Annotated in this window: 12 protein-coding genes and 6 pseudogenes; 14 read left to right on the forward strand and 4 right to left on the reverse strand. The window is 51.0% G+C overall.

What is annotated here, in order from left to right:
- The 8 genes and pseudogenes from AC4ANE_RS26700 (at position 1) to AC4ANE_RS26735 (ending at position 7,861) form a co-directional block, all read left to right on the forward strand.
- Positions 1–432 (forward strand): tetratricopeptide repeat protein, encoded by a 432-nt coding sequence (locus AC4ANE_RS26700; protein ID WP_031594520.1) that lies wholly within the window; start codon positions 1–3, stop codon positions 430–432.
- Positions 433–435: 3 nt separating this feature from the next.
- Positions 436–885 (forward strand): tetratricopeptide repeat protein, encoded by a 450-nt coding sequence (locus AC4ANE_RS26705; RefSeq protein ID WP_031594521.1) that lies wholly within the window; start codon positions 436–438, stop codon positions 883–885.
- A 104-nt stretch (positions 886–989) separates the two neighbouring features.
- A pseudogene (locus AC4ANE_RS26710) lies at positions 990–3,200 on the forward strand (RHS repeat-associated core domain-containing protein); the annotation flags it as partial.
- Positions 3,200–3,742, forward strand: a complete 543-nt coding sequence (locus AC4ANE_RS26715) for an SMI1/KNR4 family protein (RefSeq protein ID WP_460408626.1) — start codon at positions 3,200–3,202, stop codon at positions 3,740–3,742. The pseudogene AC4ANE_RS26710 and the gene AC4ANE_RS26715, both read left to right, overlap by 1 nt.
- Before the next feature lie 356 nt (positions 3,743–4,098).
- Positions 4,099–5,076: pseudogene (locus tag AC4ANE_RS26720) on the forward strand (RHS repeat domain-containing protein); the annotation flags it as partial.
- A 14-nt stretch (positions 5,077–5,090) separates the two neighbouring features.
- Positions 5,091–5,216, forward strand: coding sequence for a hypothetical protein (locus tag AC4ANE_RS26725; protein ID WP_256461762.1), 126 nt, complete (start codon positions 5,091–5,093; stop codon positions 5,214–5,216).
- Between the two features lie 826 nt (positions 5,217–6,042).
- Positions 6,043–6,195: pseudogene (locus tag AC4ANE_RS26730) on the forward strand (RHS repeat protein); the annotation flags it as partial.
- A 685-nt stretch (positions 6,196–6,880) separates the two neighbouring features.
- Positions 6,881–7,861: an IS5 family transposase gene (locus tag AC4ANE_RS26735; RefSeq protein ID WP_044424202.1), complete on the forward strand. Its 981-nt coding sequence runs from the start codon at positions 6,881–6,883 to the stop codon at positions 7,859–7,861.
- 238 nt (positions 7,862–8,099) lie between these two features.
- Here the strand turns inward: AC4ANE_RS26735 and AC4ANE_RS26740 are convergent.
- Positions 8,100–8,471, reverse strand: a pseudogene (locus AC4ANE_RS26740) (RHS repeat domain-containing protein); the annotation flags it as partial.
- A 249-nt stretch (positions 8,472–8,720) separates the two neighbouring features.
- A complete protein-coding gene (locus tag AC4ANE_RS26745) occupies positions 8,721–9,701 on the reverse strand; it encodes an IS5 family transposase (RefSeq protein WP_044424202.1) in 981 nt (326 codons plus the stop codon).
- Between the two features lie 223 nt (positions 9,702–9,924).
- Between AC4ANE_RS26745 and AC4ANE_RS26750 the strand changes: the two genes are divergently transcribed.
- The 6 genes and pseudogenes from AC4ANE_RS26750 to AC4ANE_RS26775 all read left to right on the forward strand — a co-directional run bounded on the left by AC4ANE_RS26750 (position 9,925) and on the right by AC4ANE_RS26775 (position 13,869).
- Complete coding sequence (locus tag AC4ANE_RS26750) at positions 9,925–10,353, forward strand: hypothetical protein (protein ID WP_031597405.1); 429 nt, start codon at positions 9,925–9,927, stop codon at positions 10,351–10,353.
- Between the two features lie 407 nt (positions 10,354–10,760).
- A pseudogene (locus AC4ANE_RS26755) lies at positions 10,761–11,210 on the forward strand (hypothetical protein).
- A 198-nt stretch (positions 11,211–11,408) separates the two neighbouring features.
- Positions 11,409–11,765, forward strand: coding sequence for a hypothetical protein (locus AC4ANE_RS26760; protein WP_031597407.1), 357 nt, complete (start codon positions 11,409–11,411; stop codon positions 11,763–11,765).
- Positions 11,766–11,777: 12 nt separating this feature from the next.
- Entirely contained in the window at positions 11,778–12,353 is a 576-nt protein-coding gene (locus tag AC4ANE_RS26765; protein ID WP_162837003.1) for a hypothetical protein, read from the forward strand.
- 190 nt (positions 12,354–12,543) lie between these two features.
- Positions 12,544–13,254 carry a hypothetical protein gene (locus AC4ANE_RS26770; RefSeq protein WP_002555849.1) on the forward strand — a complete coding sequence of 237 codons (711 nt, stop codon included), beginning with the start codon at positions 12,544–12,546 and terminating at the stop codon, positions 13,252–13,254.
- A gap of 63 nt (positions 13,255–13,317) precedes the next feature.
- Positions 13,318–13,869, forward strand: coding sequence for a hypothetical protein (locus AC4ANE_RS26775; protein ID WP_002555850.1), 552 nt, complete (start codon positions 13,318–13,320; stop codon positions 13,867–13,869).
- Positions 13,870–14,161: 292 nt separating this feature from the next.
- On the opposite strand, the pseudogene AC4ANE_RS26780 reads toward AC4ANE_RS26775, so the two are convergent.
- Together AC4ANE_RS26780 and AC4ANE_RS26785 are read right to left on the reverse strand one after the other, a co-directional pair.
- Positions 14,162–16,571 (reverse strand): annotated as a pseudogene (locus AC4ANE_RS26780) (PEP-utilizing enzyme).
- The gene (locus AC4ANE_RS26785; protein ID WP_002555852.1) at positions 16,564–17,046 is read right to left on the reverse strand and encodes a hypothetical protein; all 483 of its coding nucleotides are present in this window, start codon (positions 17,044–17,046) and stop codon (positions 16,564–16,566) included. Before AC4ANE_RS26785 ends, AC4ANE_RS26780 begins: the two are co-directional and overlap by 8 nt.
- Positions 17,047–17,318: the final 272 nt, after the last annotated feature.

Genomic DNA, 17,318 nt, shown 5'->3' on the forward strand with positions numbered 1-17,318 from the left:
ATGGAAGATTTGAGCGATTCGAATAGTGAGCTTTCACAAAAAATTGTAGACTTGACGGAGTCTGGCAATAAATTTGAAATCGAAAACGATAGTGATAAAGCACTTGAAAACTATCATCAAGCATGGGCCTTGTTGCCTGCGCCTCCCGAAAGATGGGATCTTGCCAATTGGATTTCTAGTTGCATTTCTAATTTACTCTTCGACTCCGGAAATTATGCGGAAGCAAAAAAATGGGCAATTATTGCAATTAAAACCAAGCCACCACGAGAAACAAGCAGCCTTATTGATTTTGCAAAAATATGCTATGAACTTGGCGAAAAAGAGCTCGCAATTGAGCACTTTGACAAAGCTTTTAAACTCGGAAAGAAAAGAGCTTTTGAAGGCTTTGACAATAAGTACTTGAATTTTTATCTCGAGAATATAAAGGTATGAATCATGCTAGAGCTTGATGATGAGCTTTACGAAAAAATCTCCGAAATGAGTGACATAGGAAATTCACTTATGGATGACGGGGAATACCCGAGAGCATTAAATATCTTTGAGAAAGCTCTCAGTCTATTGCCTTCGCCTCGCAGCACTTGGGAGGCTTACACTTGGTTAAAAGCGGGTACAGCTGACGCTTTGTTTAACATGAAAGATTATGAACGTGCAATTGAAGAACTCTATGACGGTATGAACGGGCCTGATGGTGCATCAAACCCCTTCATTATGTTGCGTTTAGGACAGTCTCTCTACGAACTGAGCAAGCCTGAAGGCATAGATTTCTTATGCAAGGCTTATATGGTAGAGGGTGAAGAGATTTTTTCAGAAGAGGATGAAAAATATCTAAAGCTTGTAAAAAATCACTTGACACCAAATAAAGTTGACTCCCCTGCCCCCAATTAAAAGCAGTAGCCACCGAGAAATTTATTTGTAATAGCTTATTAGTTCTTTAAAAATCAAGTTAATGGAAGGGGCTACTAGTATTGCGTTAGCCTACTTTCGAATTCATTAATGCAAGCTACAAATCCAAATACCTGTGGTGGAACAGCCTCGCTCAGGTTGAGCACTTTCAGGACTGTTCAGGCAAAGATACTTATTACCGCTATGACGATCGCGGTCATCTGATCGCCGTCACCGATGCCCTGAACACCACCACCACGCTGGAACGCAAACCCGACGGCGAAGTGCTGCGCATCAACCATCCCGATGGCAGCGTTGAGTCCTTCACCTACAACGCGCTCGGCCAGGTGCTTTCGCACACCGACGGCAAAGGCCAGATAACGCGGTTGTCCCACAACGCCCGTGGCCTGCCAACCCGACGCGAGGACGCCAAGGGCAAAGCCGTTGCCTACCAGTACGACAAGGCCATTCGCTTAACCGCACTGGTCAACGAAAACAACGCCACCTACAACTTCGTGTACGACAACGCAGATCGTCTGATCGAAGAAAAGCGCATCGACAACCTGACCCGCCGCTTCAGCTACAACCTCGGCGGCCACCTGACACAGGTCGAGGAAATCGGCTACGGCGAGAAAGGCGAACAGCCACGGCGCAGCACCCATCTGGAGCGCGACCCGATTGGTCGCCTGTTGGCCAAACTCAACGACGACGCGCGTCAGGACTACACCTATGACGACGGCGACCGACTGCTGTCAATCGAGCGCAAACCGACGGACACCGGCAGAAAACTCGGCGTCACCGCCGAAAAACTGGAATTTGCCTACGACCTGCTGGGGCGACTGACCACAGAGACCACGCCCCAAGGCGCGCTAGCCTACGAGTACGATCCACTCAGCAACCTGACCACGCTGACCCTTCCCACCGGTCAGCATCTGAACCACCTGTATTACGGCAGCGGTCACCTGCACCAGATGAATCTGGATGGCCAGCTGATCAGCGACATGGAACGCGACGACCTCCATCGCGAGATCTACCGCACCCAAGGCAAGCTGACCAGTTGCTTCGGCTACGACAGCATGGGCCGCAAGGCCTGGCAGTACGCCACAACTCTGCCCGCGGAAAAGCTATCGCAGATCCAGAACCCGCTCATAAAACCAGAGCGCTACGTCGAACACGCCTACAACCCGATTCACCGCCGCTACGAATACGACCCGGCCGGAGAACTGAGCCGCACCCTCGACAAACTGCGCGGCGAAACCCAGTACGAATACGAAGCCAACGGCCAGTTGCTGGCGCGCAATACAGGTCGCGTGGTCGACGGCGAAGAATTCCGCTACGACGCCGCCGCCAACCGCCTGAACTTCAACACCAGCCGCTTCGACCACGTCAAAGACAACCGCCTAAAACAGTGGGCGAACCACGAGTACAAATACGACGCCTGGGGCAACCTGATCGAAAAAGTCGTCGGCATCGTGCGCTGGCAGACCTTCACCTACGACTGCGAAAATCGCCTGGTCAAAACCGAGACCATGGCTGACACGCAGGTGGAAAGCACCAGCAGTTACCAGTACGACAGTCTGGGCCGACGCGTTGCCAAACAGTCCGAGATCAAAGGCCACACCGACCAGATCGGCACACCGCTGGAAATGACCGATGCCGAAGGTCAGATCGTCTGGCAGGCGAAGTACCGGGCGTGGGGTGCGGTTGAGAAGCTGGTGGTGAACGAGGTTGAGCAGAACCTGAGGTTTCAGGGGCAGTATTTTGATGTCGAGACGGGACTGCATTACAACACGTTTCGGTATTATGACCCGGAGATTGGGCGGTTTATTACGCAGGATCCGATTGGGTTGGATGGGGGGGATAACCTTTACAAATATGTTCCAAATCCCACAGCATGGGTTGATCCATGGGGCTGGGCTTGCAATCGTCCGGGGGGCTATAAATCAGGGGATGTCGATACCCATGGCAATTTATCACCGGGCGTAAACAGAGCGCCTGGTAATAAAAACATCCCAAGTGATAAATCAGTTCAGTCACACCACTTTATTCAGGATGAGTGGGCAAAGAGGAATGTAGCAGGATATAAGCGTAACGCAGCGCCAGCAGTTTTATTAAAAAGCTCCTCTGGAGAATCACACGCTATTGTTTCATCACTTCAACGAACCAGACGCAGATTGGGCGGGTTTAATGGCACCATTAAGGAAGAGTTTGGAACCGCATACAAAGAGCTAATAGACTCTGGAGTTAGTCCTAGCGTAGCAAAGAAAGCTGCGAGCAGATCATATAAATACTTCGACTCCTTGGGAGCATTTGACTAATGATATCCTTCACTGAAAAGAACAGCCCTGCCAACGTAAATGAAATAGAATCCGTCTGCAAAGAGTTAGGAATCTCAGAAAAAAACTGGTTGAGAACATTTTGGTCTGAATGCAATGGGGCGGTATTAGAAGATCAAATCGTAATTTATCCTACTGATCAAATTGTCGAGCGTAACAAAACATATGAAATAGATATAAATTTCCCCGATTACATTTTGATTGGAGATGACTCTGGAGGCGGATTAATATTAATCCCCAAAAAAGGCTTGGAAAAATTCTACTTTATAGGGTCTGGAGATCCCTTTATTAATGACGCTGAAGTCTTTGACTCCATTGAAAAGCTAACTGCCTACGTGATGGCTGATGCAGATAGTGATAGTGGTAGTGGTAGTGGTAGTGGTAGTGGTAGTGGTAGTGGTAGTGGTAGTGGTAGTGGTAACATAGTTTCAGTTGCAGAGATCAAGCCAAAAGCATCTGACGTACTGAAAATTAAAAAAGATTTTAATTTAGACTATTCAATAGCACTGCTAACTAAAAACTAGAAAAAAAAGAAGAGATCATCTCGGAAAATGTGAAACTTATTAAGTATAAATCCGCATTGGACTTACACAGGAAATTTGTTAGATTCTCATCAAAACCCTGATCTCAAAAGCTAGCACTAACATGCGGACTCAAAATAAATTTTTATTGTTTTTTCACACTTAATCCATAAAAGTAAAAATTACATAAATACCGACTAGCTCACCTTATTTTGAATAAGTAATGCTAGCGATCTTTAAAAATTTAGATTTATTCCTTCTTAAAGATATTGTTTTATTTTTAATCGTAGCTTGGCAGTGGCTTTAATAAGACAGTTTAATCCCAAACACCAACTGATCAGAGACATGAGTATTGGGGCTATCGCTCCCAAGGCAAACTCACGAGCTGCTTCTGCTACGACAGCATGGGCCGCAAAGCCTGGCAGTACGCAACCACCCTGCCCGCGGAAAAGCTATCGCAGATCCAGAACCCGCTCATAAAACCAGAGCGCTACGTCGAACACGCCTACAACCCGGTTCACCGCCGCTACGAATACGACCCAGCCGGTGAACTGAGCCGCACCCTCGACAAACTGCGCGGCGAAACCCAGTACGAATACGAAGCCAACGGCCAATTGCTGGCGCGCAACACCGGTCGAGTGGTCGACGGCGAAGAGTTCCGCTACGACGCCGCGGCCAACCGCCTGAACTTCAACACCAGCCGCTTCGACCACGTCAAAGACAATCGCCTCAAACAGTGGGCGAACCACGAATACAAATACGACGCCTGGGGCAACCTGATAGAGAAAACGGTCGGCATCGTGCGCTGGCAGACCTTCACATACGACTGCGAAAACCGCTTGGTCAAAACCGAGACCATGGCCGACACGCAGGTGGAAAGCACCAGCAGCTACCAGTACGACAGCCTGGACCGAAGAGTCGCCAAACAGTCCGAGATCAAAGGCCGCACCGACCACAAACGCTTCCTCTGGCAAGGCTTGCGCATGCTGCGCGAAGAAAGCCCCGGCCAGAGCAGCCTGTACCTTTACGAGCTCGGCAGCTATGCGCCGCTGGCCCGTGTTGATGAGAAAGAAGGCGAGGTAGAGAACAAGGTCTACTACTTCCACACCGACCAGATTGGTACGCCGCTGGAAATGACCGATGCCGAAGGGCAGATCGTCTGGCAGGCGAAGTACCGGGCGTGGGGTGCGGTTGAGAAGCTGGTGGTGAACGAGGTTGAGCAGAACCTGCGGTTTCAGGGGCAGTATTTTGATGTCGAGACGGGGCTGCACTACAACACGTTTCGGTATTATGACCCGGAGATTGGGAGGTTTATTACGCAGGATCCGATTGGGTTGCTGGCGGTGATATCGTGAGCAAAGAAGATCGAATTTATTTTGAAGAAAAACTACAAGAAGAGCTACAAAATATAGAATGCAAAGAGCTGGCAGTAAAAGCGGTTAAAAAAGGTTTGAAATTCCGCTTCGAAAAAAAATAGTCGCAGAGTTGGACTTTCAATATTTGGTAAAGTCACACGCCTTTATGCTCAACGGGCGAGTTTTTGGAGGGCCTATCTTTGATTGCATGTCTAAGATAGACATGCCTTACAAGAGCAACTTAGGGAGCAACGCTTGTTTTTCGTTTACCACATCAGGAAGACAAGATAAGAAATTTAGCCCTAGCATCTACGGCACTATAGCTATTCCCCGCCCTGAACATGCAAGCGAAACTTGTAATCATATCAAACTCGCACTTGAAGAGTACTACATCCCTTTAATTGTGGGTTGCGTATTGCCTAGCGAGCGGACTATTGATGATGTTCTCTACTCACCAAGAGACTATTCATATCCTGCTGCATTTATCCATTGCGCTGTAAAATGCAACTCATCGACACTAAAAAACAAATCACTAGCAAAGCTAAGGAACAATAAAAACATAATTAAAAATAAAGATTTCGATCTCGACCTTCTAGATACTTGCTTCTCATAACATGCCGACTGATTTTACACAAATAGGCTTGAAAATACCTATTGCTTTATAACGATATATTTGCCACTCACCCTATACGCTTTTAAAGGTCTATCGTTCTTTAATAAAATGCGCCGCAGTATGATTGCCAACCTTGTCTCAATCAGCTGCCGCTTTCTTTTTAATTAGTTGTTCTGCTATCGCTCACACCACATCAACTGTACTACCGACAGCAATGGCAAGCTTGCCGAAGTTTTTAATCGTAACGGCGGTTCAGTGCGTCGCCTCAGCTACACCGAGGGTGTGGTGAGCCGCCACAGCAACGCGCTTGACCTGCCTACGAGTACCGCAGGGAAACCATCGTCGACCCGACGCTCAAGTCCAAATACCTGTGGTGGAACACCCTGGCCCAGGTCCAGCGCTTTCAGGACTGTTCGGGCAAAAGCACGCACTACCGTTATGACGAGCGCCACCATCTGGTGGCCGTCACCGACGCCCTGAACAACACTCTGGAGGGAAAATTTATCGTGGTGGAGGAAGTCAAATACAAGTACTTAATTATGCAGACAGAGCAAAAATGAGGCCTATAGGGAAGCCGAGGGCCATTCATTCTATTGATTGCGGCGGCTAAATGAATCTTATAGAAAATTATAGAACCTTTGACGACCTTGGAAGTTATGATCGAGATAACAACCCACTAGGCCTTACAGTAGAGCAATTAGCGCCAAAAGGTGCGTCGTGGTCTTACAAAGGTGTCAGTCATAAGTTTGAGAGCTCTTTAGGTTTAATTGCAACACCGCTTAAGGATGGAAGCGGAATTGCGTTCGTGATCGCTCTCTACAACAAAAAATAAAATAAGGCAATCGTGATAAATCCTGATGGTACGACTATGTGGGATGTCAGCGATATGACCAAGCCAGCTTTTCGGGATTGTATGTTTTCCGAGGTTTATTACGTCCTAGCCGAGCTATGTTTTTTATAAGCTGTAATGAACATGATTTTCGTTTTTCATTTGATGCAAAAACGGGTGAGGCTGGAAAGCTAATTCCGTCATATTAATGATGGAGCGCTCTATAACAACTTAAAAAATCTGCGAACAAATATAAAATATGCGAAATCGCCTTGCCATCTAAGGAATCTCCGAACAAGTCCCGGTTATGCGAAAATCGCCTGACCACCTGATCCGAGCCTCCCATGAGCCAGATGAGCTTTTCCGATTTCGAATATGCCAGCAAGCGCAAGCAGACACGCCGCGAACGCTTCCTCGCCGAGATGGATCAGGTCGTCCCCTGGACAGGTCTGCTGGGCCTGATCGAACCGTTCTACCCCAAGGCCGGCGGTGGCAGAAAACCTTATCCGCTGGAAACCATGCTGCGCATTCACCTGCTGCAGAACTGGTTCTCCCTGAGTGATCCGGCCATGGAAGAAGCGCTCTACGAAATCACCCCCATGCGCCAGTTTGCACGCCTGACGTTGAGTGCGCCGATACCGGAAGACACCACGATCATGAACTTCCGGCACCTGCTGGAGAAACATCAACTGGCTCCTGCAATCCTCGCGGTCATCAACGGTTATTTGCAGGAAAAAGGCCTGTCGCTGCGCCAGGGCACCATCGTCGATGCCACCATTATTCATGCCCCAAGCTCGACCAAGAACAAAGACGGCGAGCGTGATCCCGAGATGCATCAGACAAAGAAGGGTAACCAGTATTTCTTCGGTATGAAGGCCCACATCGGCGCTGACGTTGAGTCTGGACTGGTTCATCACGTCCATGGCACTGCGGCCAATGTGGCCGATGTCACTCAAGTCGCCGAACTGCTCCACGGGGAAGAAAACGCGGTCTATGCGGACGCTGGCTACACCGGTGTCGAGAAGCGTGAAGAGCACGAAAATCGTAACGTGATCTGGCAAATCGCGGCGCGGCGCAGCACGTATTCCAAGCTGAACAAACGCAGCCTGTTGTACAAAGCCAAGCGCAAGATCGAGTACTGCAAAGCGCAGACACGCGCCAAGGTCGAGCATCCGTTTCGGGTCATCAAGCGCCAGTTTGGTTACGTGAAAGTACGCTTTCGTGGGCTGATGAAAAACACGGCCCAACTGACCACGCTGTTCGCCCTGTCGAACCTGTGGATGGCTCGAAAGCGACTAATGGGTTTGGGTGAGTTGCGCGCTTAACACGGAAAACCGAGCGAAAAACGCGCTCGACTCACACTGCATCAGACCGTTTTCAGAAAAATAGCGCTATGTGCCTGGCAAATTACGGCTTGCCACCGCTGCGCGGCAAGTTGATCGGAGCATCCTTAGTGTTACCAGGTTTTTATGTCTATCGGCAGACAATTCGAAGAGAGAACCTAGTCTATCTTTTTTGGAGTGATGAAGATTAAGCTGGGAGTAGTTGCCATTCTTAACAACAAACGGATTTCCCAATCTCCGGATCATAGTACCGAAACGTGTTGTAGTGCAGCCCCGTCTCGGCATCAAAATACTGCCCCTGAAACCGCAGGTTCTGCTCAACCTCGTTCACCACCAGCTTTTCCACCGCCCCCCACGCCCGGTACTTCGCCTGCCAGACGATCTGCCCTTCGGCATCGGTCATTTCCAGCGGTGTACCGATCTGGTCGGTGTGGAAGTAGTAAACCTTGTTATCTACCTCGCCTTCTTTCTCATCAACACGGGCCAGCGGCGCATAGCTGCCGGGCTGGCTGGGGCTTTCTTCACGCAGTAGGCGCAGGACTTGCCAGAGGAAGCGTTTGTGCTCGGTCTGGCCTTTGATCTCGGACTGTTTCCTTCGATCAACCGGCAGAACGGCTCGATCAGCTTAAGTAGACTTGCCCAGCGCTCAAACTTTTCCATTTCAGCAACGAGACGTTCGCGGCGGGTTCTTGAGCTTGCCAGCGTACTCAACTTAGGGATGCTCCGATCAACTTGCCGCGCAGCGGTGGCAAGCCGTAATTTGCCAGGCACATAGCGCTATTTTTCTGAAAACGGTCTGATGCAGTGTGAGTCGAGCGCGTTTTTCGCTCGGTTTTCCGTGTTAAGCGCGCAACTCACCCAAACCCATTAGTCGCTTTCGAGCCATCCACAGGTTCGACAGGGCGAACAGCGTGGTCAGTTGGGCCGTGTTTTTCATCAGCCCACGAAAGCGTACTTTCACGTAACCAAACTGGCGCTTGATGACCCGAAACGGATGCTCGACCTTGGCGCGTGTCTGCGCTTTGCAGTACTCGATCTTGCGCTTGGCTTTGTACAACAGGCTGCGTTTGTTCAGCTTGGAATACGTGCTGCGCCGCGCCGCGATTTGCCAGATCACGTTACGATTTTCGTGCTCTTCACGCTTCTCGACACCGGTGTAGCCAGCGTCCGCATAGACCGCGTTTTCTTCCCCGTGGAGCAGTTCGGCGACTTGAGTGACATCGGCCACATTGGCCGCAGTGCCATGGACGTGATGAACCAGTCCAGACTCAACGTCAGCGCCGATGTGGGCCTTCATACCGAAGAAATACTGGTTACCCTTCTTTGTCTGATGCATCTCGGGATCACGCTCGCCGTCTTTGTTCTTGGTCGAGCTTGGGGCATGAATAATGGTGGCATCGACGATGGTGCCCTGGCGCAGCGACAGGCCTTTTTCCTGCAAATAACCGTTGATGACCGCGAGGATTGCAGGAGCCAGTTGATGTTTCTCCAGCAGGTGCCGGAAGTTCATGATCGTGGTGTCTTCCGGTATCGGCGCACTCAACGTCAGGCGTGCAAACTGGCGCATGGGGGTGATTTCGTAGAGCGCTTCTTCCATGGCCGGATCACTCAGGGAGAACCAGTTCTGCAGCAGGTGAATGCGCAGCATGGTTTCCAGCGGATAAGGTTTTCTGCCACCGCCGGCCTTGGGGTAGAACGGTTCGATCAGGCCCAGCAGACCTGTCCAGGGGACGACCTGATCCATCTCGGCGAGGAAGCGTTCGCGGCGTGTCTGCTTGCGCTTGCTGGCATATTCGAAATCGGAAAAGCTCATCTGGCTCATGGGAGGCTCGGATCAGGTGGTCAGGCGATTTTCGCATAACCGGGACTTGTTCGGAGATTCCCTAAAGCGTTGTATCCTCACCTACCTGCACAGCATCCGATCCCCCTATTAATAGAGACCTATTCAACGGTGATCGCGGCGCTTACTGGAGAGGGCGTGCGCAAATAGAAATTAACAGAAGAGCCGGGAGCGCTAAGCTTTCGGAAAACTGCGGATAGAAACCATGATATCGAAAAAGCTGGTAGACTTTTTTAAGCAACAAGGTTGGTGGTATGAAAATGCAAGCGCAGATTATGAAGTGGAACTCGGAAAACTGGGTATTGACTTATCATCTGATTTCGCTCAGTTCTACTTACACGTAGAAGACGGCCCAACATTCATGCAGCATGGAAAGGAAATATATCAGGTATGTTGGTTCTCCAAACATACTCATTTTGATCTGGACTTGAAGAACACCCATGAAACATTGCAGCTCCCACTAGAGTATATTCCACTAGATAGCTTTGAAGGCGAAAGTGGCTATTTCTATAACAAAGACACTGGAGAGGTACTTAGTGTGTCTTTGGGAGATGAGCTCTTGGATTTCAAACAAGGAAGATTGAGACCGCAATGGGCAAATTTTAACGATTTTTTGGAGTACTATTTTGAATAAACCTGATCGCTTAATGATTAATACTGCATAAATAAAATATTTTTGCGATATTAGCTTAGGCTCATATCATTCATATTAAATACAGCTATAGATGGCATTGAAAAAAACAGAATAGGCAATTTTATATTTTCGATAGGGCATCTGGCCTTTTTGCTGCTAGCATTTGCCCTAATAAAATAAGGTTAATTGAGGATGCAAAACTATAATTAGCCTACAAAGTAATAAAAAGCCCGAACAGAAACAATTACTTGACTGCAGCGAATGAGTTCGTGCAAAAGCAGCAGGTGCAAAACTTAAAACCGGAGCATCGGGATGTTGAAAAGCATAAAGTGGTCAGAAGACGCAGTACTCGTTGTCAAGGTCGACGATGTTACATATACATTAGCCCAAATGAAAAAAATGGACTGATGGAGTTTTTTGATGTATCTAGGTCAAATGACAGCTGGGAAGACGTTGACCTTAACAAGTGCAAGTTACTATTTTGTATTTTTGTAGCTGAGAAACGTATAAAGAACATATTCGTAAGGACCCTCAATGATAATGAGGTTATAAAAACTCTAGAGCCATAATAAAAAATGCTTTCTTTTGAGTGGGTTTCAGAAAATGTTTACACATCAGATCTTATAGAGTTGAGTGATAGTTATTCCAGCGTTGGCGGACGAGTGATCAAGACTGCTCTTTCAGACAAAAGCGATATTGAAACTATTAACGCACATGAATTTTGTGGCATTTTCGGGGATCCTAAAAAGCTTCTAGATAGGATTAAGTTTTTTAAGGATACGGGGATAAACTGGGATGAACAAAAAAAGTTTATTTATCCGTCCATAGAAAGACCCACTGGATTCCCTATAGAGTAGCTTCTAGGACTAAATATGAATTCACTTCAGCTGGAATCTTTAAGACTGAAGCTTTCAGACACGCTCCCATTCACCGCCGCTAAGAATACGACCCGGCTGGCGAACTAAGCCGCACCCTCCACAAACTGAGCGGCTATGCCAGCTTTTTCCTATCTGTTGGACCCGGAAGAGTCCGGAGACTATTAGTAGAAGTACGTGATGTCTACACTAACGATAGTTATTGAAGAACAGCCAATCAGACCTGCCACGCTTATCAAGCTTCATAGATTCTTGTCACTGCCTGTGCAGACCATTAAAAGCTTTTGCGACTGCGGTCATCCTGTTCTAGAAATTGAGCTCTTCGACGGGGATCTTCAAGAAACGTCAAAAATCGTGCGGGGCGTGTTAGAAATAATTTATGAAGAACAAGTGCCAGCAAAATTTTATGAAATGCCTTATGGTCAGCACTATACGAGCTACAAACACCTTGAAAAATGTGAGGTGACTGCTGATCTCGTCAGTAGTATTCTTGATGTTGCGGGTGAAAAGTTCGAGCGACAATGTAGTCAAATCTAAGAGGGATACTGGGTGATAAACGCCACTGCAATCATTGAAGCAACGAAGGCAGCGTTCGCAGGAAGAGATATTTACTTCTCACCTGTTCAACTGCCGCCTGGCCTGGAGATTCGTAGTGAGTGGCAAAATTTTGGAATCGCCTCATCAATAACGCCCTCATTCCCTCTTGCCTGGCAAACATTTTCTGATGAGTTACCGTGGGTAACGTCATTACTGGACAAGTGTTTGCTTGGCACGGCTATTCTGGTCGGCCCATCCATACAGCTGTTATATATATTTCATGACAATAATGGCCTCTACTATTACATAGGAGGCGCGCCGTGGAGCAGGTCTGACAATGCGTTGATCTTTGGAGGGCGAATAGCGGATTTTTATTACACTGTTCATAACGGCTTCACTTTTTACCCTGCTCAATCGATGGGCCCACAAAAAATAGAGGATTGTGTATTTGTCTCTGATTTGATAGACGAACACGACACTGATTTCGCAGCAAAATGGTTGGCAGTGTTTTCAAATGGCGGCGGTGACTATCTTGCTGTAGATACAATTAATGCAGCTAATGACAACGGCTTGATATGGTGGCATTAGCAGCCACTGGAGCCTGAATCAGGTATGGTTTTTTTCGAAATAATGGATACGTGGATGTCTATATTTCTTGAAGATACCAAACAGCGTGGTGACATATTTGAAGCATAAATTTTTCATCTCAAGCTAGTAATTTTGATTATACCTCAGCCGGCACAATAAGTTTTCCGCGTTGAAAATCCGAGTTAATCATATGATCGAACCACAACCCATCGCAATAAAAAAGGGACTTTACGGGTCTTTCTTCCTGATTGCCTTATTTGGCACAATGTCGACGTTTAAATCTGATTTTTTCTGGCTGGTATGCCTCGGCCTCTTTACCCTGCTCATGAGAGCAATATATTTGATTTACCTGAGCGAAAGCTTCACTGCAATCGCAGTTCATTCTTTCACAGGCCTTTTCTCTTCATTTCTACTCATGAATACAAGCGTTATTTATCTTATAGCAAAATCTGAATACGGCGCTTCAACGACAGATGCTTTATCGTGGGCGATGATTCCGGCCTTACTGATGCTCGTTTCATTTTTATTTATTTACTTTACAAAATCGAGATCAGGTCAGCTGTCTTTTGAGATCAGGGATAACAAGGTATATATGGTGCACGGTTATGTCAGCACGAGAAACGGAAACTTACTGAGCGGAGGCGTCATTGTGGCCGGAATCGCTGCAATGATCGTGTGGCCTATAGAACTGATCATTATGGTCAGTATCTGGATAGCACTGAGCAATCTTTACCTTCTTTACTGGAACAGGGACGCCATCCGAATACTGAAAAAAATCCTGACGCTGGAAAAGAAGCACAATCGGTCTTACACGTTCGAGTACGTCGAACAGCTTCGTGAAGCACGCAGTCGCTGGTGGTTAGGTAGGTTTTTGAAATGGGTAATATCGCTCAGCAAATGAAGCCAGGTAGCAGACCATCAGCGAAGAAGACAACTAACCGCCGAACCCAACCAAGGAAGAAAAATGGGTAAACAATCTCGCAGCAAGCGGGCCTCGCCGGAGCCTATGGTGATTTACCGCAGCCACGTTGCCGCTTTCCGCTCTCGTTATCTGCTGTCCTTTCTGACTCCGATCTTCATGGGCATATTTTCCCTCGCCATTACCGCAGGCACGGTGGTCGATGCGTACTTTCCAAATGAGCCGGAGAGAACCGGCCAGTCGATGATGCTCATGATGGGCGTATCACTGGTTTTGAGTTTCGGCGGCATCATGATGAGTCGCGGGCATGCCTGTGGAATGTGGATATTGGCGGCCATTCTGGTGAGCTGCTTTTTCGCGGTGCTGCCCACTGCCCCTGCGCACTGGCGGCGTTTTGAATTGATGTTTTACATGCTGGGGCTGCTTTTCCCGTTGCTGGGCCTTTTATCGCTCAACAGCGAGCGCGGCCGGGAGCTGCGCATGCAATGGAGGATTATTCGATCCGAACGCAAGGAGACGCGTCAGGAGATGCGGCGGCGCAGGGATCTCGAGGTGCATCGTGAAAGCCTGCGCAAGAGAAAGGCACTGCACAAGTAGCCCAGGCTCAACGAGGACTTTCTCGCGCCCAACAAAAAACCCGCCGAAGCGGGTTTTTCCAAGACCATCCCGACTCCCTGTCGGCTGCCTCCGAGGCGATGGTCGATCATCCTTGATCCTGGTGAACTCCTGTTCACCACTTGATGGATCCAATCTTACGGAGGACGGACCAGGTCAGAAATGGCCAAACCCCTCCACCGCGTGTAAGCCTTTCGCTATACCTCGGCGAAGCACAACCTTGCATTTCAATGAGCGTGCGGGTTCGCTGTGAATAAATCACCTGCTGGCTTTATCACTGGCCCTCGACCAGCAGCAATTCCCCATCCCTATACCGCACCTCCTTCCCCACCCACGCCATATCAACATTCGGCAGCACCGCCGAAGGCTTGCGCAGTTCGCGCAGCAACGTAGACCCGTGGGAAAGACGCCCGCCCATGCGCGCGATCACGGCGCGTGCGTTCTGGTAGTGCGCGTGGCGTCCGGGGTCGAGGGTGTCTTCCAGCAGGATGTCGTCGCCCAGAATGCCCTGGACCTGGCCCGGATAGATCATGAAGCCGGTGGCCTGCTCGGTGCCTTCGCGGCCGTCCTGCCAGAAACTGCCTGCGCGGCTGCGAATGTCTGGATGAGGCGCAAACCAGTGTGCCCTGTCGGCGCTGGGCATGGCGTGGTGCAGGCGGAAGAACAGGCGCATCAGATTGTCGCGATACCACTCGCGCACTTGCAGGTAGTAGCCGCGCATGCCCGGCAGGCCCGCGCGGTGAGCGACGCGAATGATACCCGGCCAGGTCGGAAAGGCCTGTAGCGGCAGGTCGGTCTGTGCTGGGCGTGGCGTAGCGGGGTCGGTTTCCCAGCGTAGCCGGTGCGGGCAGTGTTCAAGGTTGTCGTAAGCGGTTGGCGGACGTCCCAGCAGATCACCGCCGCTGCTGGCCAGCGAGGTGGCGATGCACAGGTTACCTTGCACGACGAACACGTAGAAACGCGTGAACCAGTCAGCCAATTGCTGGCCGTCAGCCCCTTGGGCCGTCAAGGCATGCAGCTCTCGGTCGAAACGGTGCAGTTGCTTTTCCAGGGTCAGCAGGTGGCCGCGCGCGATACGCTGCATGCGCAGGAATACCGGTAACGAGCGCAGCAAACGCAGAGGTCGCCAAGGCAGATGCGGTGCTGCGCCCCAATCAGCCAGACGTGCGAGAAACAGGTCGTTGTTGATGTAGGACGCTACGCCAAACAGTGCGGTGAACGGCTCATTGTCCTGCAACACGCGTGAATCCCAACGCGCCATGATCGCCGGGATGCTGCCTGCGGCGCGGCGTTGTGCGTACTCGACCAGCCTGCTGGGCTGCGGCGGCAGGATCTCGGCGATGTTGGCGGCTGTCAGGTGACGGCGCCAGCCGTAATCACTGATCGGGCGGTACTGCAACAGCCACAGCTGGCGGCCATCCCACGCCCACTCGACATCGCCCGGCACGTAATGGAAAACGCGCAGCACGCCTTGCAGGAAGTCCCAGAGCATTTCTTGTGTCAAACCGTGGGATGGCGTGAAGCTGCCGCTGTTCCAGGCATCGCCGAGGCGGGAAATGATCGCTCGCTCCGGGCTTGCCTGACCGTCAGCCAGCGACTCCAGATGCCCTTCGACCCACTCCAGCTCGACCGACAGGTGACGCGCAAACGCGATGCCGGAAAGCACCGGCGTGATGAACCGCTGCACCACGACTTCTTCGACGCCAGCGCCGTGCAGTTCTGCGATACGTGCAGGTACGTTTTGGGTGGGCTCGCGAAGGAAGGTGGTGCTCAGGCCAGCGTTGGCCGCATCGGCCTGATCCTCGCCGAAGCTGGACGAGCGCACCGCCCAGATAGCCTCCGGCTGGCTGGCCAGAAACGCGGGCAAGGCGGAGTCATTGCCCTGCACCAACGACAGTGCTGCGGGCACCGGTTGCCCGGCGATGGCCGCCAGACGCAGACGGCCGCCTTTGGTGTGCGCAACGAAGCCGCGCTCGCCCGACTCCAGCCACTGCGCAAATTCGGCCGGCGTGTCGATCCACGGGTAGTGACCCCAGCCCGGTTTCAGACTGATGCTCAGGTCGGCACGCGCCAGAATGGCAGACCACGCTGCCGCCTGCTCGATACCCAGCACGTTGTCCTGATCGCCCCATACCAGCTCTATCGGGTCTTGCACCCATTCCAGCAGCGGCAGCGCAGTGTCGGCGCGCACCAGGTCCCAATACGGAACAAAGGCGCGGCAGCGGGCGTAACCGGCCCCCCATACGCTGGTAGTGCGCCGCAGGCCAGGCTTGCCTGGAGAACTTGTGAGCAAACAGCCTGGGCTTGTTGGCCAGCAGCCAGTGAATGGTCTTGCGAATGGGCAGCGGCGACATCAGCGCAGGCAAGCGCCGCTGCCACAGAAAAGCTCCCACCGGCGCCAGCAGCACGCTTCTGCAGAAGTGTCCGGGCTGGCGCTGCAAGGCATGCATGACCAGCAAGGCATTGACGCCCACGGCGACGATGGCACTGCCCCTGACCGTCGCTGCCAATAGCGCATCGGCGTAGGCGGCGAGGTCTTCACACGGAGGCTGAGGATTGTTGCCGAAGCCTGGCAGTTCCAGCGGCACGACCTGATGCTGCTGAAAATGCGGCAGCACATCATCCCACCATTCGGCACTGCTGCCGTTGCCCGCCAGCAGGTACAGAAGGGGCAAGTCAGACATGACGGGGCTCCTTCAACGCGCTGGCAGCAGAAGTACGGCGATCATGGCGATACAGCCAGAATAACGGCGGCAGCAATGCCAGCAGCGCCGCCAGATCAAGCCACACATGCGACCAGACACCCCCGCGCACGGAAATCGCTATGTCCTGAGGCGCCCAAAGCAGCAGGCCGGCGATCAGCCAGCCCCAAGGCATGGCGCTTTTCAGACGATTGCCCAAATGCACAAGCGCCAGCATGTACACGGAATAGGTTTGCAAAGTGGCGCCAAACAGCGCCATCCACCAGACCTGTTGCGCACGCGCAGCGGCAGGAACGGCATCGGTCCAGAAGGCCTGCTCAAGCGTAGTCAGGTAGCCGTCGAGCAAGCCGGAAAAACCTGCCCAGGTAAACACGATACTGCCCAGCACGTGCGCGACCGCGACGGCATACAACCAGATCACCAGCGTGCGGCGCAGCGTGGTAGAAGGGAGCGGCATTGCAGGTCCTTGGTTCGTCCTTGTGAGGTGGCGAGTGTAGCGATTTCGGGAGGGGCTTAATACCGGCCGCCTTATCGCTTCTCCCGCTTTAAATTGAAGGGTTGCGTGCCTATGCAGTAAATCGGCTGATCGTCAGCTGGAATGCGTCTAACTATCGAGGTTCAAGCCTATGCTGAATGAATCCCGACCACCTGCTATTTCTATCAGTAGACGGCGTTTCTGATGCGGCCTAACGTTCTCTTCAATGGCTGTTAACCCGTATGCAAGGAGCG

Source organism: Pseudomonas sp. Pme6b (assembly GCF_058129925.1).